This window comes from Micrococcus sp. 140720015-1, from assembly GCF_053627595.1.
In genome coordinates this window covers 312,649-336,296 of record NZ_JBSEYC010000001.1, presented here as the reverse complement: position 1 = coordinate 336,296, position 23,648 = coordinate 312,649, and the positions used below count along the sequence as shown (strand labels likewise).

Genomic DNA, 23,648 nt, shown 5'->3' with positions numbered 1-23,648 from the left:
CCCCGGGACCGTACGGTCCCGGGGTCTTCGTTCCGGTGGCAGATACTGGATTCGAACCAGTGAAGGCAGTGCCAGCTGATTTACAGTCAGCCCCCTTTGGCCGCTCGGGAAATCTGCCGTGCCACCCGGCGGCTGCCGGGCGTCTCGAGGACGACCGCACCGGTCGGGCGAGAGTCGACTGTACAGCATCTCCGCGCCACGCCGCCAATCGGCCCGGGACCGCGTCCGTCGTCCCCGGTAGGCTGGCCCGCAGAGCGCTCCGCGCGGCCCCGCAGTGGCCGTCGACGACGGGCGCGCCCCGTCCGCAGACCCTGAAGGAGAGCACCCGTGGCCAGCGATTCCACGTTCGACGTCGTCAGCAAGGTGGACAGCCAGGAGGTGTCCAACGCCCTGAACCAGGCGCAGAAGGAGATCGCCCAGCGCTACGACTTCAAGGGCGTCGGCGCCGAGATCGACTTCTCCGGAGAGAAGATCCTCATGAAGGCCTCCTCCGAGGAGCGCGTCAAGGCCGTCAAGGACGTGTTCGAGTCCAAGCTCGTCAAGCGCGGCATCTCCCTCAAGTCCCTCGACGCCGGCGCTCCGTTCGCCTCCGGCAAGGAGTACCGCATCGAGGCGACCATGAAGGAGGGCATCGACCAGCCCACCGCGAAGAAGATCACCAAGCTGATCCGCGACGAGGGCCCCAAGTCCGTCAAGGCCCAGATCCAGGGGGACGAGCTGCGCGTGTCCTCCAAGTCCCGCGACGACCTGCAGTCGGTCATCGCGATGCTCAAGGACTTCGAGGACGCGGACCTGCAGTTCGTGAACTTCCGCTGATCCGCACGCCGTCTCCCCTCCAAGCCCACCAGGAGTCCCCATGCTGTACCTGATCGACCCTCGCGGGGCCGTGTGGTCCGCCGACACCACGATCGGCCGGGCGCGGGCCCGGGCCCGCGTGGACGGCCGCCCGGTCGACGACCTGAAGTTCGCCAAGGCCGCCATGCTCCTGACCTTCGACGACCATGTGGACCTCGCGCTGCGCCACGGCGTCGCCGCCCCGCGCGGCCTCCTCCTCCACCACGGGTTCGTGACCCAGGTGCTCGCCCCCGCGAACCTGAAGGCCCAGCGCGCCAACCAGGACGCGATCGCCGAGCAGCTCGCGGTGGTGGAGCGTCGCACGGAGGACGTCGGATCGCTGCGCTCCCACCGGCACGCGGCCGCCTACGAGGGCGCGGACCAGGACCTGGAGCGCCGCATCAAGAAGGCGGAGGAGGCGGCCCGCGAGACGCTCCAGGCGGCCCCGGACGAGGACCTCGTCCGTCACTGGACGCGCCTGGGTGGCGCGGTGCCGGCCACGCTCCAGGCCGACCGCGACCGCTGACCCGCCGGCCGCCGTCGTCGTGGTGGCTCCCGCGGACGGCGGCTCAGGCCGCCGCGAGCCAGACGTTTCGGCGGTTTCGCGGCCCGATCTGCAGCAGAATCATCTGGTTCACGGGCCGAAACGTCTGGCTCGGCGCTCCTCGGCGCTCTTCGGCGGTCGCGGGCTCGTAGCCTCCCGCCACGGAACCCCGCGCCCGCTCAGGGCGTGGGGTTCCGTGCGTCGTAGCGCAGGAAGCCGGGCTGCCACCGCATCAGCGCGCTCACGCCGAGCATGCACAGCACACCGCCGGCCAGCAGAGTCGGCCCCTCCCCCAGGCCCACGGAGGCGCCGCCGGTGAGCAGCTCGCCCAGGCGCGGCCCGCCCGCCACCACGACGACGAACACGCCCTGCAGCCGGCCGCGCAGGTGGTCCGGGGTCGCGGACTGCAGGATCGAGCCGCGGAAGACGCCGGAGAGCGAGTCCGCGGCCCCGCCCACCGCCATGCACAGCGCGGCGAGGGCGAACGCGAGCGTGAGGCGGGGATCGCCGTCGGGCAGGGACTGCGCCCACCACACCACGCCGCCGAACGCGGCCACCGCCGCGCCCCACACGAGGATCGAGACGTACACGCCCCAGCCCTGCGCATGCAGGCGTGTGAACGGCGCGGAGAACAGTCCCGCGAGGAACGCGCCGGCCGCCATCGCGGCCAGCAGTATCCCGACGGCGGCCTCACCGCCGCCGAGCACCACGGCGCCGATGGCGGGCAGCAGGGCGCGCGGGAACGCCGTCGTCATGGCCACGATGTCCGCGAGGAAGGTCATCCGCAGGTTCGGTCGCGAGCCGAGGAAGCGCAGGCCCTCGACCACCGAGGCCAGGCCCCCGCGCGTGTCCGAGGCGGCCGCGGCCTCGCCCCGCTGCGGCGGCAGGGACGGCAGCCGCCACACGGCGTACAGGGCGGCGAGGAAGGTGACGACGTCGATCGAGTAGGTCCACGCGTAGCCGACCGCCGCCACGAGCACGCCGCCCAGCATGGGGCCGACCATCAGGGCCACGGAGAACGTCATCATGTTCAGCGCGTTCGCCGCCGGCACGAGCGGCAGGCCCACGAGCGCGGGGATGATCGCGCCGCGGGTGGGCTGGTTGATGCCGGACGCGCCGGAGTGCAGGGCCACGAGGGCGTACAGCACCGGCACCGACTCGAGCCCGGCCCAGGCCTGCGCGGCGATGCCGACCGTGGTCAGCCACATGACGGCCGACGAGGTCAGCGCGACGCGGCGGCGGTCGTGCCGGTCCGCGATCGCGCCGCCGTACAGGCCCGCGACCACGAGCGGCACGAGCGCGGCGAGGCCGAGCAGGCCCACCGCGAACGAGGAGCCGGTCAAGGCGAACACCTCGAGGGACACCGCCAGGAGCGTGAGCTGCGTGCCCACGTACGCGAGCGTGTTGCCGAGCCACAGCCGCCGGTAGGCGGGTGAGACCCGCAGCGGGGTGATGTCGACGAGGAAGCGGGCCACCCCGGAAGCCTAGCGCCGGGGCGGCCGGGGCCCGCCCTGGATCAGGCGGTCGGGACGGAGGCCCCGTCCCGGGAGATGCGGGTCATCTCCTCCCGGTCCACGACCTTCACCCGCTCCCGCGCCACCGGCCCGGCCTCCGTCGCCCGCGCACCCAAGGACTTCTCATGATCATCCAGAGCATGCCAACCGGCCCACGTCGTGTACGGCACCTCACGGGACTCCAGCAGCTCGATCACCGACTCCTCCGACGGCTCCTGAGCCCGCCACAGCCCCGGCTCGTCCTCGATCAGATGCTTGATCGTCTCCAAGGAGTCACCCTTGGTGTGCCCGATCAACCCCACCGGGCCCCGCTTGATCCACCCCGAGGCATACAGGCCCGGCACCGGGGCGCCGTCCGCGTCGAGCACCCGACCCTCCGCGTTCGGGATCACCCCGCGCACCTCATCGAACTCCACCCCCTCCACCGGGGACCCGAAGTAGCCCACCGCCCGGTACACTGCCTGCACCGGGTAGTCCACCGTCTCCCCCGTCGGACGGACCCCACCGGAACCGTCCAACTCCATCCGACGCATCCGCAGACCGTCCACCCGGCCGTCCCCGTCCTCGTCCAGGAACTCCTCGGGTGCCTGGAGGAAGTGCAGGTGGAGGCGGCGGGACGCGGACTGCTCGCGGTCCTCCTGCTCCATCAGCCAGTTCGTCAACGTGCCCACCATCGTGCGGACCTGGTTGTTCTCCTCGATCGCCTGCTCCGAGGCCTCATCGAAGTCGAAGTCCTCCTCGTACAGCACGATGTCCACATCCCGGGAGTGCGCCAGCTCCCGCAGCTCCAGCGGGGTGAACTTCACCTGCGCCGGCCCGCGCCGACCGAACACGTGCACGTCCGTGACCGGGGAGGCGGCCAGGTCCCGGTACACGTTGTCCGGGATCTCCGTGGGCAGCAGGTCCTCGGCATGCTTGGACAGGATCCGGGCCACATCCAGGGCCACGTTCCCGTTGCCGATCACCGCCACCTGCGTGGCCTCCAACGGCCAGTGCCGCGGCACATCCGGGTGCCCGTCATACCAGGACGCGAAATCCGCGCCACCGAACGAGCCGGCCAACTCCACCCCCGGCACGTCCAGGGCCGCGTCGCGCACCGCCCCGGTGGAGAACACGATCGCGTCGTAATGCCGACGCAGATCCGCCATCGTCAGATCCGTGCCGTAGTCCACGTTCCCCAGGAAACGGATGTCCCCGCGGTCCATGACCTTGTGCAGCGCGGTCACGATGCCCTTGATACGCGGATGGTCCGGGGCCACCCCGTAGCGGATCAGACCGAACGGGGCCGGGTACCGGTCGAACAGGTCGATGCTGACACGGAAGTCCCGCTCCTCCTTGGTCAGGATGTCCGCCGTGTACACCCCGGCGGGTCCGGCACCGATGATGGCGATGCGCAACGGGCGGTCAGGGCGAGCGGTCACGGCGGGTGGGTCCTTTTCGACGACGGCGGGGCGCGCCGGCAGGACGCAGGGCGGGGCCCGGCGCCGGCGCGCGGGATCGACCCCCCAGTCTACCGCCGTGACCGGGAGGAACCTGGGTGAGAGTGCTCACCCGGACCGTACAGTGGTCCGCGTGAGCCCCTCCTCCCCCTCTGCCCGGCCCGGCGCGACCCCCGACGGCGCCGCCCCCGACACCGGTGCCCTGCCCACCGTCTCCCCCGCCCCGGCCGACGACCCGCGCGGGCTGGCCCTCGGCTTCACCGCCTACTTCGTGTGGGGCCTGCTGCCGCTCTACATGGCGATGCTCGCGCCCGCCGGGGCCCTGGAGATCGTGGTGGTGCGCATCGGCTTCGCCCTGATCTTCTGCCTGCTGCTGCTGGCCGTGATGCGCCGCCTGCGCGAGCTGGGGACGGCACTGGCCACGCCCGGCCGCTGGGGCACCACGGGTCTGGCCGCCGGGATCATCGCGGTGAACTGGCTGCTGTACGCGGTCTCGGTCACCACGGGCAACGTGCTCCAGGCCTCGCTGGGCTACTTCATGAACCCGCTGGTGAACGTCCTGCTCGGCGTGCTCTTCCTCGGCGAGCGCCTGCGGCGGGGCCAGTGGGTGGCCGTCGGGATCGCGGTGGCCGCCGTCGTCGTGATGTCCGCGGCGATGGGGCAGGTGCCGTGGATCGCGCTCGGGCTGGCCACCTCGTTCGGGCTCTACGGCTTCGTGAAGAAGCGCTTCCCCTCCCCCGTGCACGCGGTGACCGCGATGACCGCCGAGACCGTGGTGCTGATCCCCGTGTTCGTGGTGGGCAGTGTGCTGCTGGCGCAGGCCGGGCTGCTCACCACGGTCACCGAGGGGCCCGGCCACTTCTGGCTCATGGCCGGGCTCGGCGTGGCCACCGCCGTTCCGCTCATCCTGTTCTCGGCGGCGGCCCGCTCTCTGACGCTGACCACGCTCGGGATGCTGCAGTACACGGCGCCCATCCTGCAGTTCCTCGTGGCGGTCACGGTGCTCGGCGAGCAGATGCCCGCGGCCCGCTGGGCGGGCTTCGGGCTCATCTGGCTCTCGCTGGCGGTGTTCACCCTCGACCAGCTGAACGCCTCCCGCCTGCAGCGTCGGGCGGTCCGGGCCGGGCGGGGCGCGCACGCCTAGACTGACGACATGCCCGCCAAGCCCCCCTCCCCCGTGTACCTCCCGGCCTTCCAGCGGCTCGTCCCGGACCTGCTGGGCGACGCCTGGGCCGAGGACGACGGCCTCGCCCCGGCCGACGTCGACGCCCGCCTGGCCCAGTCCCCCGCGGCGGGACAGCTCGGCGCCGGGTTCATGATCCCGGCCGCCCTGCGTGAGTTCTACCTCGCCCTCGGCAACTGCGGCGACCTCATGGAGACGGACCACTACGTGTGGGACCCCGAGGACCTCGAGGTGCGGGACGGCTTCCTCATGTTCCTGGAGGACGCGGACGAGACGGTCGTGTGGGGCCTGCCGGTGGACAACCTGGCGTTGCCGGACCCGCTGGTGTGGCGGCGCTCCGCCGGCGCCGACGCGCCCGAGGGCGAGTGGCAGGACGAGGGCGGCACCTTCAGCGAGTTCCTCACGGACCTGCTCGCGTGGACCTTCGAGGACCCCGAGGACGACGACGAGGGGCCGGACCGGTGACCACGCCCACTCCGGTCTCCCACGCCCCGGACGACTACGTCTGCCCGTTCTGCGGACTCGTGGCCGGCGACGTCTCCGACCCGGGCAACCGCTGCGAGCTCGGGGACACCGTCTACCAGGACGAGGACCTGCTCGTGCTGATCGCCGTGGACGGGTTCGGCGACCACGAGGGCCACGCCATGGTCTGCCCGGCCGAGCACTACGAGAACCTCTACGACCTGCCCCCGCGCGTGCTGCAGCGCATCGCCCTGATGGCCCAGCAGGTGGCGCTGGCCATGAAGCGCGCGTGGGCCCCGGACGGGGTCTCCACGCGCCAGCACAACGAGCCCGCCGGCAACCAGCACGTGTGGCACTACCACCTGCACGTGTTCCCGCGCTTCGAGGGGGACATGCTGTACCGGCAGCTGCGCCACCCGGTGGCCCCGGAGGTCCGCGCCCTCAAGGCCCGGGAGCTCACGGCCGCGCTGGACCCCACCCCGACCCGCCTGGACTGAGCGGCCGCCCCGGATCGAGGCGGCGACGCCGCGGAGCCGCGGACCGCGGCGTCAGGCCGAGCGCCCGACCACGTAGTCGGCGAACGCCTCGAGCGCCGCCTTCACGGCGGAGTCCGGCAACGGGGTGAGCGCCTGCTTGGCCTGTTCCGCCCAGCCGCGGGTGATCGCCCACGCCTCGGCGATGGCGGGGTGGCCCGTGAGCGCGGCGACGGCGGCGGCCAGTTGCTCGTCGGTGTCGAGCGGCCCGTCCACGAGCACGCGCACCCGGCGGGCGTCCTCGGCCTCCGGCCCCTCGCCCTGCGCGGCGCGGGCCAGCAGCAGCGTGGTCAGGGTGGGCACGCGCTCGCGCAGGTCCGTGCCGGGGACCTTGCCGATCCGCTCGGCGTCGCCGGTGAGGTCGATCAGGTCGTCGGCGAGCTGGAAGGCCAGGCCCACCTTCTCGCCGTACGCGCGCATCACCTGGACGGCCGCCTCGTCGGCCCCGCCCAGCAGCGCGCCGAGCATGCCGGCCGCGGCGATCAGCGAGCCGGTCTTGCCGGAGAGCACCGCGTAGTAGTGCTCGATCGGGTCCGCGCCCTCGGCCGGGCCGCGGGTCTCCCACAGCTGGCCCTGCACGAGGCGTTCGAAGGTGTCCGCCTGGATCTGCACGGGCCGCGGGCCGAGCTCGGCCATGAGCTGGGAGGCGCGGGCGAAGATCAAGTCGCCGGCCAGGATCGCCGCCGAGTTGCCCCACAGCCGGTGGGCGGCGGGGGCGCCGCGGCGCACGGGGGCCTCGTCCATCACGTCGTCGTGGTACAGCGTGGCCAGGTGCGTCAGCTCCATCACGACGGCGGCCTGGCGGGCGGGCGCGTCCACGTCGGCGACCTCGCCGGAGGCCAGGGCGGGATCACCCAGGAGGGAGGCGAGCACCGTCAGGACCGGACGGACCCGCTTGCCGCCGGCGGCCAGCAGGTGGTGGGCGGCGGTGTCGGAGAACAGGTCGTCGAAGCCGAGGGCGGTGTCCAGCTGCTCCTCGACCTGCTCGAGCGCGGTCAGCACGACCTCCAGGACGCGGCCGTGCTCGGCGAGGGGTTCGAAGCCGGAGGGCAGGGCGAAGCCGGGGTCTGCGGTGGTCACCGGGCAAGCCTACCCAACGGCGCGCCGCCCGCGGTCGTCAGCGCGGGGGTGAGCGCCTCGAGCACGCGGACGGCCCGGTCGACGGCGTCGCCGCCCCGCGCGTCCACCGTGTTGCCCATGACCTTCACCGCGGCCCGCAGCAGCGGGGGTGCGGCCATCCCGGCGCCCAGCGCCGCCTTCATCACCCGCGGATCGCCGATCAGGCGGGCGAACCGGGCGCCGAGGGCGAAGTGGCGGCCCCACAGGTGCTGGGTGATCACCGGGTAACGGGACAGGATCGCGTCCGCGGCGCCGTCGGTCCCGGCCGCGTGCGCCTGCACCGCCAGCTCCGCGGCGAGGCGGGCCGCCTCCATCGCGAACCCGATGCCCTCGCCGTTGAACGGGGACACCATGCCGGCCGCGTCGCCCACCAGGAGCATGCCCGGCACGTGCTGCGGGGTGCGGTTGAACGCCATCGGCAGGGCCGCGCCGAGGATCCGCGAGGTGCGCGTCTGCTCGGCGATCCCCCAGTCCGCGGTGAGCGCCCCGGTCCAGGACTTCAGCAGCCCGCGGTAGTCCAGCTTCCCGAACTGCGGGGAGGTGTCCAGGATGCCCAGACCCACGTTCACGGTGCCGTCCGCGAGCGGGAACAGCCAGCCGTAGCCGGGCAGCGGGTTGCCCTCGGCATCCGGCAGGCGCAGCCAGGACTCCATCCACTCCCCCCGGTCGCCGGGCGGGGCGGGGATCGCCCCGTCGACGGCGGCGCCGGCGGTGTAGTAGGCCCGCACGGCCACGCCCATGGGCCGGTCCTCGCGGCGGTGCAGGCCCGCGGAGACGGCGGCGCGGGCGGAGACGCCGTCGCACGCGAGCACGATCGGCGCGGTGAAGCGGGCGGTCTCCCCGGTCTTGCGGCCGTTCGGCGCGATCAGCTCCGCGTCCAGCCCGACCACGCGTCCGGCGTCGTCCCGCACGACGCCGGTGACGGCGTGCCGCTCGCGGATCTCGGCGCCGCGGGTGCGCGCCAGGTCCGCCAGGAGGGCGTCGAAATCGCGTCGGGTGCGCGTGAGCGCGTAGTCCGGCCACGTCTGGGTGGGCGCCCACGGCACGTCCACGCTGCGCTCGCCCGCGCGCAGCCGCAGGCCGCGGATGACGCGCCAGCCGCCGTCGTCGCCGGGCTCGCCCCGGTGGGGCACACCGAGCAACTGCAGCTCCCGGACCGCCTGCGGGGTCAGGCCGTCGCCGCAGACCTTCTCACGCGGGTGCGCGGTCTTCTCGAGCACCACCACGTCCAGCCCCGCCGCGGCGAGGTGGGCGGCGGCGGTGGCGCCGGCGGGGCCGCAGCCGGAGATCAGCACGTCGGCACGGCGCACGACGGCGGGGGTCGAGTCGGGCGCGGGCGACGTCGGCGTGTCGGTCACTGGGGGGCCTCCTCGGCGGCGAGCTCGACGGTGGGCGGGGCGGGGGCCGGGCCGGCGTCCGGCGCGGGGTCCGGGACGGGGCACGCGGGCGGGAACGTGGCGCGCACCGCCGCGGCCAGGGCGGCGGCGACGCGCGGGCGGTCGGCGCGGTCGCAACGGACCTCGAGCAGACGCCGGCCGCGCACCGGGTCGGACAGGGCCCGGACGAGGTCGACGCGGTCGGTGACCCGCGTGTGCGGGACGCCGTACGCGGCGGCCAGGGCGGCCAGGTCCACGCCGTGCGGGGTGCCGAAGAGCCGCTCGACGGGGTCCGCCATACCGGGCGCCTCGGCCACGGCCCCGTGTTCGAGGCTCGCGAAGATCGCCCCGCCGTCGTCGTTGACGACCACGAGGTCGAGGTCCGGCTCGATCTCGGTGGGGCCCACGAGCAGGCCGCCCGCCTCGTGCAGGGCGGTGAGGTCGCCGAGCAGGGCCACGGTCCGCCGTCCGCGCGCCAGTGCGACGCCCGCGGCCGTGGAGACGGTCCCGTCGATCCCGGCGAGCCCGCGGTTGGCGTACACCTCCGCGTCCGGCGCCGAGGGGGGCCGCCAGGTCAGGTCCACGTCCCGGATCACCGAGGACGAGCCCAGCACGAGCGGGCCCCGGACCATGGCGGAGCTCACGTGCGCCACCGTCTGCGGGCTGAGCCGGTCGCCGGCGTCGGTGGTGACGAGCACGTCCTCCACGGCGGCCTGGGCGCGCATCGAGGCGTGCTGCCACGCGGCGAGCCAGCCGGGCTCGCCCTGCCCGGCGAAGGCGGCGAGCTCCTCGAGGGTCTCCACGGGCGTCTCCCGGCGCCGGCCCGGCTCGAACCACGGGGCGGGCTCGGGGGCGTGCAGGGCCGTGGCGACGTCGGGGCGGGCCAGCAGCGCGTTGACCGTCCGGGTGAGCGTGGGCCGGCCGAACAGCACGACCCGTTCGATGCGGGCGGCCAGGGGGTGCGCGTCCGCGTCGCGCCCGCCGGCCGCGCCCAGCAGGAGCGGATAGGCGGCGATGGCGTTGGCGGAGAACCGCGCGTTCGACGACGGCTCGGCCAGCAGGGGCAGGCCCAGAGACAGCGCGAAGGCCGCAGCCACGGGGCCGGCGCCGTGGCAGGCCAGCACGACGGTGCGCCGCTGGTCCAGGCGGGCGACGTCCAGCTCGGGCAGGCCCGAGAGCACCGCCCCGGGCGCCCGGTAGGCCGACGCGGCGGCGGCCGGGCTCGCGCCGGCCGGGGCGACGGCGGCCGGAACAGGAGCGTGAGGCGCCGCGGCGGCGGCGCCCATGGCGGCCGCCTCCTCAGGACTCGGCACGAGCGGGTCGCGGAAGCGCAGGTTCAGATGGACGGGCCCGGCCGGGGCCTCTGCCATCGTCACCGGACCGGGCGCGCCGTCGTCGGAACCGGCCTCGGCGACGACCCCCTCGGCCGCCAGCAGGGCCCGGCGCACGGTGGCCCGCACGTGGCGCAGATGCTGCTCGGCGTCCACGCCGTCGGCCGCGTCGCAGCCGAGGGAGGCGGCATGGCGGACGTGCGTGCCGAACACGCCCCTCTGGTCCGTGGTCTGATTCGCGCCGGTGCCGTGCAGCTCGGGCGGACGATCCGCGGTCAGCGCAATCACGCGCGTGCCGGCGTGGAAGGACTCCATCAGGGCGGGCAGCAGGTTCCCGACGGCGGTGCCCGAGGTGGTCAGCACGCCCACCGGGCGCCCCGAGGCCAGCGAGAGCCCGTGGGCGAGGAAGCCGGCGGAACGCTCGTCCACCCGCACGTGCAGGCGGACCTCGCCGGCGTGCTCGAGGGCCGCGAGCGCGTAGGCCAGCGGGGCGGAGCGGGAACCGGGGCAGACCACCGCGTCCCGCATGCCGGCGTCGATCAGGGCGGTGGCGACGGCGCGCGCCACGGAGAGGGAGTCGACGGAGGTCATGGTGGCCACCAGTCTAGGCCCGGGCGCGGACGGGCCTCGGACGCGGCGAGGCCGCCACGGTGACGCGGTGGCGCCGGCCGTGACGGCCTCGTCGAGGGTCCTGGCGGAGGCGGGGGTCAGCCCTTCGGGCCCTTGCCGTTGCCCTTGCCCTTGCCCTTGCCCTTGCCGTTGCCCTTGCCGTTGTTGCCCTTCTCCTTGCCGGCGCCCTTGCCGATGCCGTTGTTCCCGGTGGCGTTGAACACCTGGACGACGCTCGGACGCGGGGCCGCGACCTTGTCGCCCACCTGGACCGGGCCGGTCGGGCTCAGGAAGTCCGGGAAGTAGGAGGTGTGCGCGCCCCAGGTGCCGTCCTCGCCCGGGTGCTGGACGTTGACGAACACGGAGTTGTCGCGGTCGTGGATCACGGGGCCGCAGGTCTCGGCGTCGCGCGGGACGGCGAGGAACTGCTGGACGCGGCCGCGCTCGGCGCCGTCGAGGGTGACCTTGTGCAGCGCGTCGGCGTAGCCGATGGTGCCGGGCTGGCCGTCGGTGGAGATCCAGAGGTTGCCCTCGGAGTCGAACGCCAGGTTGTCCGGGCAGGAGATCGGGGAGACCTTCTCCTTCGGGTAGCCGGCGAAGTAGGCCGAGGAGGAGACCGCCGGGTCGCCGGCGAGCAGCAGGATGACCCAGGTGAAGGCGGTGGAGGTGTGATCCCCGCCCTGCTCGGTGATCTCGATGACGTGGCCGTCGCGGTTGCCGATGACCGGGTTGGCCTCGTCCACGGCGGTGCGCTTGGTGTTGTTGGTCAGGGCCGCGTAGACCTTGCCGGTGACCGGGTTGGTCTCGACGTCCTCCGGGCGGTCCATCTTGGTGGCGCCCATCTTGTCTGCCGCGAGGCGGGTGTAGACGAGGACCTCGGCCAGGGACATGCCCGGGACGAAGGACGTCTTCTCGTCGGCCAGGGCGATCCACTCTCCGGAGCCGTCGAAGGCGCCGTCCGAGGGCAGGGTGCCCCTGCCGTCGATCTGGGCGGACGGGGAGTCGCCGGAGAACCGGGCCACGTAGAGGGTGCCCTTGTCCATCAGGCGCATGTTGTGCTTCTTGTCGCCCTCGCGGACCTTCTCCGCGGAGACGAACTTGTACAGGTAGTCGTGACGCTCGTCGTCGCCGGAGTAGACCACGGCGTGGCCGGACGGGGAGATCACGGCGGTGCCGGCCTCGTGCTTGAAGCGGCCCAGGAGGGTGTGCTTCACGGGCGTGGAGGTCGGGTCCTCGGGGTCGATCTCGACGACCCAGCCGAAGCGGTTGGCCTCGTTCTCGTAGCCGGGCTTGGTCAGGTCGAAGCGGTCGTGGACCTTCTCCCAGCCACGGCTGGTGGCGGAGGCGGAGATGCCGTAGCGCTTCTCCTCGGCGGTGCCGCGACCCTTGAAGTACTGGTTGAAGTTCTCCTCGCCGGAGAGCACGGTGCCCCACGGGGTGGTGCCGCCGGCGCAGTTGTTCAGGGTGCCCAGCACGCGGGTGCCGGTCGGGTCCTCGACGGTCTTGAGCAGCGCGTGGCCGGCGGCCGGGCCGCGGACCTCGAACTCGGTGGTGCCGGTGATGCGGCGGTTGCGGCGGCCGCCGCGGACGTACTCCCACTGGGCGCCGCGCTTGGCGCGCTTGAGCTCCACGATGGACAGGCCGTGGGCCTGGAGGCCGACGTTGACGACGTCCTCGAAGTTCGAGGCGATGTACTCCGGGGAGAACATGATGTTCTCGTTGGTGTACTCGTGGTTGGAGACGAGGTAGCCGGAGCGGTCGTTGCCGCCGTCGGAGATGATGTTCAGGTAGTCGTTGTTGTAGCCGAACTGGGCGGCCTGCGACGCACCGGTCTGGTGCTCGATGTCGAACTCCGGGGAGTCGGCGAACAGCGGGTCGCCCCAGCGGATCACGGTGCCCCAGTCGTAGCCCTCCGGCACGGTCATGGTGTCCACGGTGCGGGTCACCGGCGCGATGGGCTCGAAGGGGAGCTTGCCGCCGCCGGTCGGACGCCGGCCGTTGTCCGCGAGCGCCTCGGGGGCCTGGGCCACCTGGGAGCCGATGACGACGGCGGCGGCGAGGCCGGTGCCGCCGACCAGGGCGGAGCGGCGGGAGATGGCGGTCTCCGCGATCTGCTGGAAGGTCGGGTTCGCCGAGGTGTTGGGCACCGGGTGGGCGCACGCGTTGCCGCACTTGAGCTCGCACGTGACGGCGGAGCGGTTGCCACGGGTGTGGCCGGCCATGGGGAGGAGGCGCTTCAGCATGACGGGGTCCTTCGCGTCGTGGGGATGGTTCGGGGTCCGGTGCCGGGCCGGAGACGACCCCGCGGTGAGACCGGCCGGGGCCGCCATCACCTTGGCCCCTCGCTCCGAGCGGCGAGCCACGCCCAGGTGGCCGCGAGTTGAACTCTTCCCGGCCGCCGGATTTCGTCCCGCCGACGTGCTGTAATCCGGTTCACCTTCCCCGCGCCGACGGGGACCGGGCGGGCCCGTCAGCCCTGCGCGGCCAGCACCGCGTGAGCCGCGCGCACGCGGTCGACCCACCACGCCTGCCGCGTCCCGTCCGCCCGGACGCGGTCGAGCAGCTCCGGGTCGGGGGCGGGCGCCCGCTCCCCCGGCGCCGGGAGGGCCCCCGAGCGCGGGCGCCAGGCCGGGGCGACGACGTCGTGCCCGAAGAGGGCCGCGGTGCCGAGCCCGCACGCGTGCGGCAGGGACGGCAGGCAGGCGGCGAGCGCGGCGCCGCCGGCGATGCCCACGGAGGTGTCCAGCGCGGAGGAGACCACCGCGGGCAGCCCGGCGGCCGCCACGATCGCCGCGGCGCGGCGCACGCCCCCGAGCGGCTGGACCTTCACCACGATCAGGTCCGCGGCCCCGGCGGCCGCGACGGCGAGCGGGTCCTCGGCCTTGCGGACCGCCTCGTCCGCGGCGATCGGGGTGGCCACGCCCCGGGCGCGCAGCTCCGCGCGGACCTCCGCGAGGTCGGTGATGCCGGGCACGGGCTGCTCCGCGTACTCGAGGCCGACGTCGGCCAGCGCGGTGAGCACGTCGACGGCCTCGGCGGGCGTCCAGCCGGCGTTGGCGTCGACGCGGACCTGCGCGTGGGGCAGCAGCGCGCGCACCCGCCGCACGCGGGCCAGGTCGGCCTCGCGGCTGCCGGGGACGAGTCCGCCCTCGGGGCCGTGCTCGGCCACCTTGACCTTGACCGCGGTGATGCCGTCGCCGTAGCGGGCCAGGACGGCCTCGACGTCGGCCGCGTCCACCGCGGGCACGGTGGCGTTGACGGGGACCGTCTCGCGGACCGGGGTGGGCCAGCCCTGCCAGCCGGCCTCGATCGCGGCGGCCAGCCACGCGGCGCACTCGTGCGGACCGTACTCCGGGAACGGGGAGAACTCGGCCCAGCCCGCCGGCCCGCGCAGCAGCAGGGCGTGGCGGAGGTCCGTGCCGCGGAACCGCACGCGCATCGGCACGGCGACCGCGACGGCGTCGGCCAGCAGCTCCTCGACGCTCGGCAGGGCGGGACCGCCCGGCGCGCCGGGCAGCGGGGGCAGGGCGGGGGCGGTGCTCATGCGGCCAGTGTAGGAAGGGCGCTCGGCTCCCGTTCCGACGGGCGCCGGCGGGGTGGGACTGTCTGTGTCGGCGCCGACGCTCAGACGGCGCGGAGGTAGCCGAGGGCTCGGGCCAGGTCCACGGCGCGGTCGTGGGCGCCGAGCACCCCCTCCAGGCCGGCGACGACGGCGGCCGTCACCTCCTCGGTGAGATGCCAGTCGGCGGTGAACGGGTCGTCGAAGCGCGCCCACGCCGTGCCCACGGCCGCGAGCGCGCGGGTCATCTCCGTGAGGTCCCGGAAGACCGGTCGCGGCTCGTCCAGGCGGTCCTCCCAGCCCTCGTCTCCCGGGGCCATGAGCACCTGACCGGTGGAGGCCGCGTGGATGAACGGGTCGGCGCCCTGCTTGGCCACCACCGTCCAGTCGTCGTTCCAGTCCACCAGAAGCGCACCGGTGCGATGGTTCCACCGGTAGCCGGCCTGCTCGTCCCACAGGCGGTCCAGCGGGAAGAACATCACGGGCAGGCCGAGGGTGTCGATCTCCAGCCACTCCGGCCCCACGTAGCGGTAGAAGTCGGCCAGGTCCGGGGCGAGGGGCTCCTCGGCGGCCCACTCGATGGGCTCCTGCCGGCTGAGCCGGCCGAACGGGGCCAGGGCGTCCCGGGCGGCCAGCAGGTCCTCGGCCGAGAGACGGGGCCGGGCGCCCGGCTCGACGCCCGGGCCGGGCGCCGAGCCGATGGAGTCGCGGAGGGCCGGGCGATGTCCGTGAGCGGGGGGCACGCGGGTCATGGCCCCAGGCTAGGCAGGCGGCTCAGGGGCGCGGAGGACGGGACGGCGACGGGGGCGTGACCGTCCGATGAAGCCTGCATGACGGCTGCGCGTCCGACACAATGGAACCCATGCCCCCCACCGCCCGCGCCCCGCGCCGCCTCCCCTCGTGGACGTGGTGGCTGGCGCTGGCCGCGTGCGTGGCCGGCGTCGTGCTGGTCTACGCCGCCCTGGTGTGGTCCTCCGCCGGCCAGGTGCTCGAGTACCAGGTGTTCCGCGCCGTCGAGGAGCGCTACGCGGACACCGTGCCGGACGTGGCCTCCCAGGCGGTGAGAATCCTGCCGCTCGGGCTGGCGGCCGGCATGGCGCTGGCCTCGCTCGGCGCGCTCGCCGTGGCCCGGTGGCGGCGGCGGGGGCTGCTCGCCCTCCTCGTCCTGGCCGGGTCCAACCTCACCACGCAGCTGCTCAAGGCGGCGCTTCCGCGGCCCGAGCACGCCGACGGGGTCCCGTGGTCCGGCGGCAACTCACTGCCCTCGGGCCACATGACGCTCGCGACGGGCGCCGCTGTGGCCGCGCTGCTGCTCGTGCCCGCCCGGTGGCGACCGCTCACCACCGTCCTCGGCGCCGTGGTCAGCGCCTGCACCGGCGCCGTCGCCTACACGGAGGCCTGGCACCGGCCGTCGGACATGGCCGCCGCGGCGCTCGTGTCCGCCGCCTGGGGGCTGCTCGCGGTGCCGTTCGCCCGGTACGACGGCGCACCGCGGCCCGCACCGCGGCCCGCACCGCGCGGCGCCCGCGGCGTGGAGGCCACGCTCTGGTCCCTGGGCGTCGCTGGCCTGGCGGCCGGACTGACGCTGCTGGCCCTCACCCTCGACACCCCCGCGACCAGCGGCGCCGGCCCCCACCCGGCTGCCGAGCCGGCCGGGATCCTGCTCAGCGCCTCCCCCGCGGTCCTGCTGTGGGGCGCACTCGGCACGGCCTTCCGCCGCGGCCACGCGGACTGACCCCTCCCCGCAGCTCACCGCACCCCCACCAGACGACGAGCCCTGCGATGTGGCGGCCATCCGCGAGGAATAGCCGCCACATCGCAGGGCTCGTCCGGGGTCGGGGCGGGCCGGGATCCTCCGGATCAGATCCGGGCAAGGGCCGCCGTCGGATCGTGGAGGCAGTCCGCCACGAACGTGAGGAACGCGCTCGCGGTGGCGCCGTCGGTGACGCGGTGGTCGAAGGTCACGGTCATCTCGGTGACCTTGCGGACCACGATCTCCCCGTCCACGACCCACGGGCGGTCGATGATGCGGCCGATGCCGAGCATCCCGACCTCGGGCACGTTGATGATCGGCGTGGCGCCGTCCGTGCCCAGCGGGCCGTAGTTGTTCAGCGTGAACGTGCCGCGGGTGAGCTCGGCCGGGGCGGCCCTGCCCGCGCGGGCGCGGCTGACGGTGTCGTTGATCGCGGCGGTGAGCTCGTCCGCGGACAGCTTCTCCGCGTGCTCGACCGACGGCACCATGAGGCCGCGGTCGGTCTGCACGGCCAGGCCGAGGTGGACGCCGTCGACCTCCACGATCTCGTCCTTGCCGTCCGCCCCCGCCTCGATGCGCGCGTTCATCACCGGGTACCGGCGCAGACCGGCCAGGGTGAAGCGGGCGATCAGGCCGAGCAGCGAGGGCGCGTTCTCCGGGTCCTTCGCCTTGAGCGCGGCCCGCAGCTCGAGCAGGGCGGTGACGTCGACGTCCAGCCACGCCGTGACCTCCGGGACCTCCCGGCGCGAGCGGGAGAGCTGGTCCGCGATCACCTTGCGCACCCCCGAGATCGGGGTGCGGGCGACGACGGCCAGGCCGGTCCGCCCGTCCATGCCGCCCGCCTGCGCGGTGGCCGCGGCGGCCGGGGCGGCTGCCGCCGACAGGGCCGGGGCCTGGGCGGCCTGCGGGGTGGAGCCCTCGGCCGCGGCGAGCACGTCGGCGCGGGTGATCAGGCCGTCCGGGCCCGTGCCGGTCAGCGCGGCCACGTCCACGCCCTTCTCGCGGGCGAGCTTGCGGACGATCGGGGAGGTCACGCGCGGGGCGCCGGCCTGGGCCGTGGGGGCCGGGGCCGGGCGGGCGGTGCCGCGGCCGCGCTTGGGCGGACGGCTGCGGGAGGTGGCCTTGTGGCCGGAGGTGCCGTAGCCGATGAGCACGGCGCCGGAGGCCTCGTCGTCGGAGCCGGCGACGTCGCCGTCGCCGCCGCGGGCCTTGTCCGGCTTCGGCTGGACGCCGGCCATCTCCTCCTCGCGGTAGCTCAGCGCGCCGGGGCGGTCGGCCTCGGCCGCGGCCGCACCGGTGGACGGCGGGACGGCCAGGGACTCGGTGCCGGCGACGGGTGCGGAGCCCTCACCGGACTCACCGGCCGCGCCGATGGTGATCAGCGGGCTGCCGACGTCCATGGTCTCGCCCTCGGCGCCGTGCAGGGTCAGCACGGTGCCGGCGTACGGGCTCGGCACCTCGACGAGGGCCTTGGCGGTCTCGACCTCGACCATGGGCTGGTCGACGGCCACGGTGTCGCCCTCGGCGACGAGCCAGCGGACGATGTCGGCCTCGGTCAGGCCCTCGCCCAGGTCGGGCAGCAGGAAGGTGTTGCTCATGCGCGGGCCTCCTCGGCGTCCAGGTCCCAGTTCAGGTCGTCGATCGCGTCCAGGATGCGGTCGATGTTCGGCAGGTGGTGCTCCTCGAGCTTCGGCGCGGGGAACGGGATGTCGAAGCCGGTCACGCGGCCCACGGGCGCCGCCAGCGAGTGGAAGCAGCGCTGCTGGAGCCGGGCCACCAGCTCGGAGGCCACGGACGCGAAGCCCTGCGGCTCGGCGACGACGACGGCGCGGCCGGTCTTGGCGACCGAGGCGGTCATCGTGTCCTCGTCCAGCGGGTTCACGGTGCGCAGGTCCACGACCTCCACCGAGAGCCCCTCCTCCGCGGCCGCGTGGGCGGCGGCGAGGCAGGTGGGCACGGAGGGGCCGTAGGAGACGAGGGTGACGTCCGTGCCCTCGCGGACGACGGCGGCTCGCGCCCAGGCCTCGCCGTGCTCCTTCTTGTCCTCGACGCGGGCCCAGCCCTCCTCGAACTCGGCGCGCAGCTGGTCGAGGTCGAGCTCGGCCTTGGTCCAGTACATCTTCTTGGGCTCCATGAAGACCACCGGGTCGTCCAGGCGGATGGCCGAGCGCAGCATCATGTACGCGTCCTTCACCGAGGCCGGGGTGTACACCTTCAGGCCCGGGGTGTGCGCGTAGTAGGACTCGGAGGAGTCGCAGTGGTGCTCCACGCCGCCGATGCCGCCGCCGTAGGGGATGCGGATGGTGATCGGCATGGGCGTGGCGCCCTTGGTGCGGTTGCGCATCTTGGCCACGTGCGAGGCGATCTGCTCGAAGGCCGGGTACGCGAACGCGTCGAACTGCATCTCGATCACGGGGCGGGCGCCGCCGAGGGCCATGCCCACGGCCATGCCCGCGATGCCGGACTCGGCCAGCGGGGTGTCGAAGCAGCGCTCCTCGCCGAAGCGCGTGGTCAGCCCGTCCGTGATGCGGAAGACGCCGCCGAGGGTGCCGACGTCCTCGCCGAACACCACCACCATGTCGTCGGCGGCCATCTCGTCGGCCAGCGCCGCGTTGAGCGCGGCGGCGAAGGTCAGGGTCGCCATGCTCAGGCCTCCTGGTTCTCGGAACGGGACAGCTCCTCGGCCAGCTGCGCGCGTTGGGCGGCGAGCTGCGGGGTCTGCACGGAGTAGACGTGGTCGAACAGCTCGAGCGGATCGAGCTCCGTCTCGGCGTTCATGGCGTCACGCAGCTGCTGCGCGACGTCCTCGGCGTCGCGGGCGATCTGGGCCGAGACCTCCTCGGTGAGGGCGCCGGTGGACTCGAGGTAGGCGGTCATGCGGCGCAGCGGGTCGCGCGCCTCCCACTCCTTCACCTCGGCGTCGTCGCGGTAGCGCGAGGGGTCGTCCGTGTTGGTGTGCGCCTGCATGCGGTAGGTGTCCGCCTCCACGAGGAAGGGGCCCTGGCCCTGCCGGCACAGGTCCACGGCGCGGCCCAGCACGGCCAGCAGGGCGCCGAGGTCGTTGCCGTCCACGCGCTCGCCGGCCAAGCCGTAGCCCACGGCCTTGTGGGCCAGGGACGGAGCGGCCGACTGCTTGGCGAACGGCACGGAGATGGCGAACTTGTTGTTCTGCACGAAGAAGATCACCGGCAGCTTGAACACGGCCGCGAAGTTCAGCGCCTCGTGGAAGTCGCCCTCGGAGGTGCCGCCGTCGCCGACCATGGCCAGGCACACGACCTCCTCGCCGCGCAGGCGGGCGGCCTTGGCCATCCCGACGGCGTGCAGCATCTGGGTGGTCAGGGGCGTGGACTGGATGGAGACGTGATGCCTCTGGGGGTCGTAGCCCTGATGCCAGGTGCCCTGGTAGGCCACCATCACCTCGAGCGGCGGGACGCCGCGGGCGATCACGGCCACGGTGTCGCGGTAGGTCGGGAACAGCCAGTCGTCCTCGCCCAGGCAGACGGCGGCGGCGACCTCGGAGGCCTCCTGGCCGTGCGAGGACGGGTAGACGGCCATGCGGCCCTGACGCACCAGGGCGTAGGCCTGGTCGTTGACGCGGCGGCCGATGACGAGGTGGCGGTAGGCGGCCAGCAGCTCCTCGTCGGAGGGCAGCGGGTACTCGTGGCCGGGCTCGGTGCCCTGCTCCTCCGGGGCCAGCAGAGCGCCGTCCTCGCCGATCAGCTGGATGCGGCGGGCGGCGGGGAGCAGGTACTCCTCGAGGGAGATGCCGAAGGCGGCGCCGGCGTTCGGGCGGGTCTCGGCCTCGTCGGTCCGGGCGGCCCCGGGCACGGCGGGGGTGGGGTCACTCATGGCGGGTCCTCTCGATCTGTGGCCTTCAGTGTGCCCAAGAGGGTCAATGTGTCGCGCGCCCACCCGGGATCACGAGACAATCGGGTGCAAACCAGGCACTCCATCGGACGAACTGCTATGGTGACTCGTGCCACGTAGACGGTCCGCCGCCGCGTGGCCGACCCCGTCCGCCCCGCCCCAGGAGGAGCCATGGCCGCCGAGCCGCTGGACCGCGTGGACCGCGCGATCGTCCGCGAACTGACGCAGGACGGGCGGATGTCCGTCGCGGCCCTGGCCGAGCGCGTGCACATCTCCCGCGCGCACTGCTACTCGCGCCTGAACCGCCTGCAGGACGCGGGCGTGATCACGGGCTTCACCGTGCGGGTCGACCCCGTCAAGGTCGGCTTCGGGGCCTCCGCCCACGTGACCATGAAGCTGCGTCAGCACGACTGGCGCGAGCTGCGTGCCACGCTCCTGGCCATCCCCGAGGTCTCCCACGTCTCCCTCGTGGGCGGGAACATGGACGTGATCCTGCTGGTCCGCGCGCGGGACACCGCCGACCTGCGCCGCGTGATCTTCGACGAGCTGCAGACCCTGCCGAGCGTCGTCGACACGCAGACCTACATGGTCTTCGACGATCAGGCCTCCGGGCAGACCATCCCCCCGGACGAGACCGCCGACTGAGCCGACGGCCCGGCGCCCCGGTCAGCGGGAGCGCACGACGACGGCCGGCGGGTCCGCCACGGCCCCCGGCCCGCGCGGCAGCACCGCGGCGAACACGACCGCTCCGACACCGCAGACGACCGCGAGGGAGCCGACGCCGACGGCCAGCCCGGCCGCGGCGGTCACCCCGGACAGCAGCAGCGGCCCGGCGAGCATCCCCGCGTCGGACATCGAGCGCCACAGGCCGAGGAACTGGGCGCGCGCGTTGGGCGGCGAGTGGTCCGCCCCGAGGGTCATCACGATCCCCGCGCCGAAGCCGTTGCCGATGCCCAGCAGCACCGCCGCCGCCGCGAACGCCGTCGGCTCCCGGGTGAAGCTGATGGCCAGGAACCCCGCCCCCAGCAGGGTCAGGCACGGCACCGCCACGGCGCGCCGGCCGAAGCGGTCCATGAGCCGACCCGAGGGGTAGAAGAGCAGCAGGTCCGCCGCGCCGGCCAGGCCGAAGACGAGCGACGCCGTCGCCGCGTCCAGGCCCAGGTGCGTGGCCCACAGCGGGATGACGGCGTTGCGCGCCGCGCGGGCGGCGGAGACGGCCACGACACCGAAGCCGGCCGCGAGCAACGCCCCCCGCCGGGCGCGCGCCACGTCCAGCAGGCGGGGTCGGCCGGCCGGGGCGGAGTCCTCCCCCGCCGCCGGACCGGACGCCGGCACCGGCAGATCCCGGATCCGCAGGCACAGCAGGGCGCCGACGGCCATGGCCGCGGCGGCCGCGGCGAACGCGCCGTCCAGCCCGAGCGGGGCCTGCGCGGCGGCGCCCAGGAACGGGCCCAGGAAGGTCCCGATCCGCACGGTCCCGCCGAGCGTGGACATCGCGCGGGCCCGGTGCGTGGCCGGCACCGCCACCGCCAGGTACGCCTGCCGGGCCAGGTTGAACCCGGCCCCGGCCATGCCCACGGCGAGCACCGCGGCCAGGAACAGCGCCAGCCGCCCCGGCTCGGCCACCCCCGCCGCCGACGGCCCGGAGGACACCCCGGCCGTCGTCGCCCAGGCCAGGCCCGCGCCGGCCGTGCCGAGCACGGCGGAGACGACCATGGTGACCCGCTCCCCCGCCCGGGCCGCGAGCGCCGAGGCCGGCCCGTTGGCCACGAGCGAGCCGAACCCCACCAGCAGCACGACGGCGGCCGCCCGCGCCGCGTCCAGGCCGAGGGCCAGCGCCGCCACCGCGAGCGCGGGCGTCATGGCGCCCAGGCCGACGGCGTAGACGGTGGAGGGGGCGTAGATCTGCACGGCGTCGCGCAGCGCCTCCCGGGTGCGGGCGGCGGAGGCGGAGCGGGGACGCATGCCCGCGAGCGTAGCGGGACTGCACGCGCGCCATCGTCGTGGGGCCGGGTCACTACGCTGGTGCCATGGCCTCCCGCACCGCCTCCCCGCCGCCCTCGCCCGCCCCGTCCCCCGCCGCTTCCCGCGGCGCCCTGGACCGGTACTTCCGCATCACCGAGCGCGGCTCGTCGGTGGGCCAGGAGTTCCGCGGCGGCCTCGCCACGTTCCTGGCGATGAGCTACATCGTGGTGCTGAACCCGCTGATCCTGTCCGGGCCCGACTCGGCCGGGAACACCCTGGGCATCCCCGCCGTGGCCGCCGTCACCGCGCTCGTGGCGGGCGTCATGACCATCGTCATGGGCGTGTGGGCGCGGCACCCGTTCGCGGTGGCCGCGGGCCTGGGCGTCTCCGCGTTCGTCTCCATCACCATCGCCACGACGCCGGGGCTCACCTGGCCCCAGCTGATGGGCCTCGTCACCCTCGCCGGTCTCGTGATGCTGCTGCTCGTGGTCACCGGCTTCCGCCGCGCCGTGTTCGACGCGGTCCCGGAGGCGCTGAAGTCCGGCATCGTGGTGGGCATCGGCCTGTTCATCGCGCTGATCGGTCTCGTCAACGCCGGGTTCGTGCGGCGGCTGCCGGACGCCGCCGACACCACGGTCCCGGTGGGCCTGGGCACGGGCGGCGAGCTCGAGGGCTGGCCCGTGCTGGTCTTCGTCGTCGGGCTGCTGCTGACCGCGGTCCTCGTGATCCGCAAGGTGCGCGGCGCGATCCTGATCGGCATCGTCGCGGCGACGATCCTCGCCAACGTGCTGGAGGCCGTGTTCCACATCGGCCCCTCCGTGGACGCCGACGGGAACGCCGTGCCCACCGGCTGGTCCCTGATCGCCCCCTCCCTGCCCGAGTGGACCGCCCCGGACCTGCACCTGCTCGGCAGCGTGGACCTGTTCGGCGCCTTCACCTCCGTGGGCGGGCTGATGGCCTCCCTGCTCGTGTTCGCGATCCTGCTCTCCGTGTTCTTCGACGCGATGGGCGTCTCCGTGGGCCTGGCCCGCGAGGCCGGCACCGTGAACCCGGACGGCTCCATCCCCGACCTGAACCGGGTGCTCGCCGCGGACGCGCTCGCGGTCACCGTGGGCGGCGGCGCCTCCGGCTCGGCGCACCAGATCTTCGTGGAGTCCGGCACCGGCATCGGCGAGGGCGCCCGGACCGGCCTGGCCTCCGTGTTCACCGGCCTGTTCTTCCTCGCGGCCGTGTTCCTCTCCCCGCTCATCCACCTCGTGCCGTTCGAGGCCGTGGCCCCCGCGCTCGTGGTGGTCGGGTTCATGATGTGCCAGCACGTGGTGCAGATCGACTGGTCCGACCCGGGCGCGGCCTTCCCCGCGTTCCTCACGTTCATCCTCATGCCGTTCACCTACTCGATCGTCAACGGCATCGGCGCCGGCGTGGTGGCCTACGCGGTGATCCGCACGGGCCAGGGCCGCGGCCGCGAGGTGCACCCGCTGCTGTGGTTCGTGGCGCTCGCGTTCGTCGCGTACTTCGGGCTCGGCGTGGTCCGGGCGGCCCTCGGCCTGAACTGACCCG

At 74.3% G+C, this 23,648-nt stretch carries 20 protein-coding genes and 1 tRNA gene; 8 read left to right on the top strand and 13 right to left on the bottom strand.

Features of this window, described 5'->3' with window-relative positions; translation table 11 throughout:
- Window positions 1-36: 36 nt before the first annotated feature.
- Window positions 37-118: transfer RNA gene (locus ACUXPL_RS01540), tRNA-Tyr, on the bottom strand.
- A gap of 209 nt (window positions 119-327) precedes the next feature.
- Between ACUXPL_RS01540 and ACUXPL_RS01535 the strand changes: the two genes are divergently transcribed.
- Entirely contained in the window at window positions 328-816 is a 489-nt protein-coding gene (locus ACUXPL_RS01535) for a YajQ family cyclic di-GMP-binding protein (RefSeq protein WP_002856881.1), read from the top strand.
- A gap of 40 nt (window positions 817-856) precedes the next feature.
- Entirely contained in the window at window positions 857-1,360 is a 504-nt protein-coding gene (locus ACUXPL_RS01530; RefSeq protein ID WP_454181485.1) for a hypothetical protein, read from the top strand.
- 197 nt (window positions 1,361-1,557) lie between these two features.
- On the opposite strand, the gene ACUXPL_RS01525 is transcribed toward ACUXPL_RS01530, so the two are convergent.
- On the bottom strand, window positions 1,558-2,853 hold the full coding sequence (locus ACUXPL_RS01525; protein WP_454181483.1) for an MFS transporter: 1,296 nt from the start codon (window positions 2,851-2,853) through the stop codon (window positions 1,558-1,560).
- A 41-nt stretch (window positions 2,854-2,894) separates the two neighbouring features.
- Window positions 2,895-4,313, bottom strand: a complete 1,419-nt coding sequence (locus ACUXPL_RS01520) for an FAD-dependent oxidoreductase (protein WP_454181481.1) — start codon at window positions 4,311-4,313, stop codon at window positions 2,895-2,897.
- Between the two features lie 142 nt (window positions 4,314-4,455).
- Between ACUXPL_RS01520 and rarD the strand changes: the two genes are divergently transcribed.
- From rarD to ACUXPL_RS01505, 3 genes are read left to right on the top strand one after another with little or no spacing between them, the layout of a single operon-like run.
- Window positions 4,456-5,475: an EamA family transporter RarD gene (rarD, locus tag ACUXPL_RS01515; RefSeq protein ID WP_180537584.1), complete on the top strand. Its 1,020-nt coding sequence runs from the start codon at window positions 4,456-4,458 to the stop codon at window positions 5,473-5,475.
- A gap of 9 nt (window positions 5,476-5,484) precedes the next feature.
- Complete coding sequence (locus ACUXPL_RS01510) at window positions 5,485-5,979, top strand: hypothetical protein (protein ID WP_454181479.1); 495 nt, start codon at window positions 5,485-5,487, stop codon at window positions 5,977-5,979.
- A complete protein-coding gene (locus ACUXPL_RS01505) occupies window positions 5,976-6,473 on the top strand; it encodes an HIT family protein (RefSeq protein WP_180536020.1) in 498 nt (165 codons plus the stop codon). Before ACUXPL_RS01510 ends, ACUXPL_RS01505 begins: the two co-directional genes overlap by 4 nt.
- A gap of 51 nt (window positions 6,474-6,524) precedes the next feature.
- Here ACUXPL_RS01505 and ACUXPL_RS01500 read toward each other — a convergent pair whose 3' ends face one another.
- The 6 genes from ACUXPL_RS01500 to ACUXPL_RS01475 form a co-directional block, all read right to left on the bottom strand.
- Window positions 6,525-7,589, bottom strand: coding sequence for a polyprenyl synthetase family protein (locus ACUXPL_RS01500; protein ID WP_454181476.1), 1,065 nt, complete (start codon window positions 7,587-7,589; stop codon window positions 6,525-6,527).
- Window positions 7,586-8,986 carry a geranylgeranyl reductase family protein gene (locus tag ACUXPL_RS01495; RefSeq protein WP_454181474.1) on the bottom strand — a complete coding sequence of 467 codons (1,401 nt, stop codon included), beginning with the start codon at window positions 8,984-8,986 and terminating at the stop codon, window positions 7,586-7,588. The genes ACUXPL_RS01500 and ACUXPL_RS01495 overlap by 4 nt, the downstream gene beginning before the upstream one ends.
- On the bottom strand, window positions 8,983-10,926 hold the full coding sequence (gene menD, locus ACUXPL_RS01490) for a 2-succinyl-5-enolpyruvyl-6-hydroxy-3-cyclohexene-1-carboxylic-acid synthase (RefSeq protein WP_454181472.1): 1,944 nt from the start codon (window positions 10,924-10,926) through the stop codon (window positions 8,983-8,985). The genes ACUXPL_RS01495 and menD overlap by 4 nt, the downstream gene beginning before the upstream one ends.
- A gap of 116 nt (window positions 10,927-11,042) precedes the next feature.
- On the bottom strand, window positions 11,043-13,187 hold the full coding sequence (locus ACUXPL_RS01485; RefSeq protein WP_454181470.1) for a PhoX family protein: 2,145 nt from the start codon (window positions 13,185-13,187) through the stop codon (window positions 11,043-11,045).
- 227 nt (window positions 13,188-13,414) lie between these two features.
- A complete protein-coding gene (locus tag ACUXPL_RS01480) occupies window positions 13,415-14,488 on the bottom strand; it encodes an o-succinylbenzoate synthase (RefSeq protein ID WP_454181468.1) in 1,074 nt (357 codons plus the stop codon).
- A gap of 80 nt (window positions 14,489-14,568) precedes the next feature.
- Window positions 14,569-15,255, bottom strand: a complete 687-nt coding sequence (locus ACUXPL_RS01475; protein WP_454181466.1) for a hypothetical protein — start codon at window positions 15,253-15,255, stop codon at window positions 14,569-14,571.
- A 110-nt stretch (window positions 15,256-15,365) separates the two neighbouring features.
- Here ACUXPL_RS01475 and ACUXPL_RS01470 point away from each other — a divergent pair, with 110 nt between their 5' ends.
- On the top strand, window positions 15,366-16,238 hold the full coding sequence (locus tag ACUXPL_RS01470; protein ID WP_454181464.1) for a phosphatase PAP2 family protein: 873 nt from the start codon (window positions 15,366-15,368) through the stop codon (window positions 16,236-16,238).
- Between the two features lie 125 nt (window positions 16,239-16,363).
- Here the strand turns inward: ACUXPL_RS01470 and ACUXPL_RS01465 are convergent, their stop codons facing one another.
- The 3 genes from ACUXPL_RS01465 to ACUXPL_RS01455 are packed head-to-tail and all read right to left on the bottom strand — an operon-like array spanning window position 16,364 to window position 20,105.
- Entirely contained in the window at window positions 16,364-17,854 is a 1,491-nt protein-coding gene (locus ACUXPL_RS01465; RefSeq protein WP_454181463.1) for a dihydrolipoamide acetyltransferase family protein, read from the bottom strand.
- Window positions 17,851-18,900 carry an alpha-ketoacid dehydrogenase subunit beta gene (locus ACUXPL_RS01460; RefSeq protein ID WP_454181461.1) on the bottom strand — a complete coding sequence of 350 codons (1,050 nt, stop codon included), beginning with the start codon at window positions 18,898-18,900 and terminating at the stop codon, window positions 17,851-17,853. Before ACUXPL_RS01460 ends, ACUXPL_RS01465 begins: the two co-directional genes overlap by 4 nt.
- Before the next feature lie 2 nt (window positions 18,901-18,902).
- Entirely contained in the window at window positions 18,903-20,105 is a 1,203-nt protein-coding gene (locus tag ACUXPL_RS01455; RefSeq protein WP_454181459.1) for a thiamine pyrophosphate-dependent enzyme, read from the bottom strand.
- Window positions 20,106-20,294: 189 nt separating this feature from the next.
- Here ACUXPL_RS01455 and ACUXPL_RS01450 point away from each other — a divergent pair, with 189 nt between their 5' ends.
- The gene (locus ACUXPL_RS01450; RefSeq protein ID WP_036316705.1) at window positions 20,295-20,768 is read left to right on the top strand and encodes an Lrp/AsnC family transcriptional regulator; all 474 of its coding nucleotides are present in this window, start codon (window positions 20,295-20,297) and stop codon (window positions 20,766-20,768) included.
- Between the two features lie 21 nt (window positions 20,769-20,789).
- Here ACUXPL_RS01450 and ACUXPL_RS01445 read toward each other — a convergent pair whose 3' ends face one another.
- Window positions 20,790-22,088, bottom strand: coding sequence for an MFS transporter (locus ACUXPL_RS01445; protein ID WP_454181457.1), 1,299 nt, complete (start codon window positions 22,086-22,088; stop codon window positions 20,790-20,792).
- Window positions 22,089-22,153: 65 nt separating this feature from the next.
- Between ACUXPL_RS01445 and ACUXPL_RS01440 the strand changes: the two genes are divergently transcribed.
- Window positions 22,154-23,644, top strand: a complete 1,491-nt coding sequence (locus ACUXPL_RS01440) for an NCS2 family permease (RefSeq protein ID WP_454181455.1) — start codon at window positions 22,154-22,156, stop codon at window positions 23,642-23,644.
- Window positions 23,645-23,648 lie beyond the last annotated feature (4 nt).

Excerpts from the sequence above, each read along its gene's own strand:
- ACUXPL_RS01530 (WP_454181485.1), top strand. The coding sequence starts at position 857 with ATGCTGTACCTGATCGACCCTCGCGGGGCCGTGTGGTCCGCCGACACC.
- ACUXPL_RS01510 (WP_454181479.1), top strand. The coding sequence starts at position 5,485 with ATGCCCGCCAAGCCCCCCTCCCCCGTGTACCTCCCGGCCTTCCAGCGG.
- menD (WP_454181472.1), bottom strand. The coding sequence starts at position 10,926 with ATGACCTCCGTCGACTCCCTCTCCGTGGCGCGCGCCGTCGCCACCGCC.
- ACUXPL_RS01485 (WP_454181470.1), bottom strand. The coding sequence starts at position 13,187 with ATGCTGAAGCGCCTCCTCCCCATGGCCGGCCACACCCGTGGCAACCGC.
- ACUXPL_RS01480 (WP_454181468.1), bottom strand. The coding sequence starts at position 14,488 with ATGAGCACCGCCCCCGCCCTGCCCCCGCTGCCCGGCGCGCCGGGCGGT.
- ACUXPL_RS01475 (WP_454181466.1), bottom strand. The coding sequence starts at position 15,255 with ATGACCCGCGTGCCCCCCGCTCACGGACATCGCCCGGCCCTCCGCGAC.
- ACUXPL_RS01470 (WP_454181464.1), top strand. The coding sequence starts at position 15,366 with ATGCCCCCCACCGCCCGCGCCCCGCGCCGCCTCCCCTCGTGGACGTGG.
- ACUXPL_RS01465 (WP_454181463.1), bottom strand. The coding sequence starts at position 17,854 with ATGAGCAACACCTTCCTGCTGCCCGACCTGGGCGAGGGCCTGACCGAG.
- ACUXPL_RS01460 (WP_454181461.1), bottom strand. The coding sequence starts at position 18,900 with ATGGCGACCCTGACCTTCGCCGCCGCGCTCAACGCGGCGCTGGCCGAC.
- ACUXPL_RS01455 (WP_454181459.1), bottom strand. The coding sequence starts at position 20,105 with ATGAGTGACCCCACCCCCGCCGTGCCCGGGGCCGCCCGGACCGACGAG.
- ACUXPL_RS01450 (WP_036316705.1), top strand. The coding sequence starts at position 20,295 with ATGGCCGCCGAGCCGCTGGACCGCGTGGACCGCGCGATCGTCCGCGAA.
- ACUXPL_RS01445 (WP_454181457.1), bottom strand. The coding sequence starts at position 22,088 with ATGCGTCCCCGCTCCGCCTCCGCCGCCCGCACCCGGGAGGCGCTGCGC.
- ACUXPL_RS01440 (WP_454181455.1), top strand. The coding sequence starts at position 22,154 with ATGGCCTCCCGCACCGCCTCCCCGCCGCCCTCGCCCGCCCCGTCCCCC.